Below are 820 nucleotides of genomic sequence, written 5' to 3'. Positions count from 1 at the left end.
ATGTTTTTTGCTTAATTCCAGTGCCTCTTCAAAGATCTTTAACCCCTTTAAATCCTTTGATTGTTTTAAATAGCAGTGCCCCAATCCGATCAGCGCCTGCACAAGCCGGTAATCATCGTGAAACTTCTTTCCGCGGCGAACCGCTTCCTCAATTGTCCTTTGCGCAAGATCCATTTTATTTTGTTTCAGGTACAACAACCCTGACTGGGTATATGTCTTAATCGTTAAATACTTTTTCTGAATGTTGCCTTCTAACTCCAATGCGGCTTGAAAGCAAGTCTTGGCATTGGAGAGCATACGGCATAAAATCGAAGAAGTCACCCGCCGGCTTAGAAATACATTTAAACTCAAATGCAGCAGCTACACCTTTGAAACAAGACTGGTCACCGGAAGAGTCGATCGCAACCACCTGCTGCCCACCATCCATAACCAGCAAGATTCTTCAGATAAACAAGATCAAGATAAGCCGAAGTGAATGATTATGTAGATAACAATGACAAGTTCAAGGCAAATAAAACTCTCTCTTATTTACCTTGAACTTATTTTTAGGTTAGATAGTCGGGAGCCTTTAATTCATGGAAACTTTAAAAGATAGAGGTTGTTGCAAAATTAGCGTGAGAAGCTAGAATCTTAGCGGTTCCATGGTGCTTTTCTTGTGTTTAACCCAAGTTTCTTGTCATCATACGCTGCATGAGCTAGCAAGAAAAATACATTATGACCAGCTAAGTGATCGACAAGATAAGGAACCTGATTATCATAGAAACCAGCTGGTGTGAAATCCCAAACTAGCGGAAGTAAATCCTCAGAAACAATAGCATGT

2 protein-coding genes are annotated in these 820 nt (G+C 40.4%); both read right to left on the bottom strand.

Annotated features, from left to right (window positions below; translation table 11 throughout):
• Positions 1 to 351, bottom strand: a 351-nt coding sequence (locus tag I8U27_RS20385; RefSeq protein WP_198065929.1) for a tetratricopeptide repeat protein, incomplete at its 3' end; no start/stop codon positions are given.
• A 279-nt stretch (positions 352 to 630) separates the two neighbouring features.
• Positions 631 to 820, bottom strand: a 190-nt coding sequence (locus tag I8U27_RS20865; protein WP_408637644.1) for a hypothetical protein, incomplete at its 5' end; no start/stop codon positions are given.

It is taken from the genome of Paenactinomyces guangxiensis, assembly GCF_016055185.1.
GTDB classification, from domain to species: domain Bacteria; phylum Bacillota; class Bacilli; order Thermoactinomycetales; family Thermoactinomycetaceae; genus Paenactinomyces; species Paenactinomyces guangxiensis.
The sequence above is the reverse complement of the archived record's forward strand: the minus strand, read 5'-3'. Positions and strand labels throughout refer to the sequence as shown.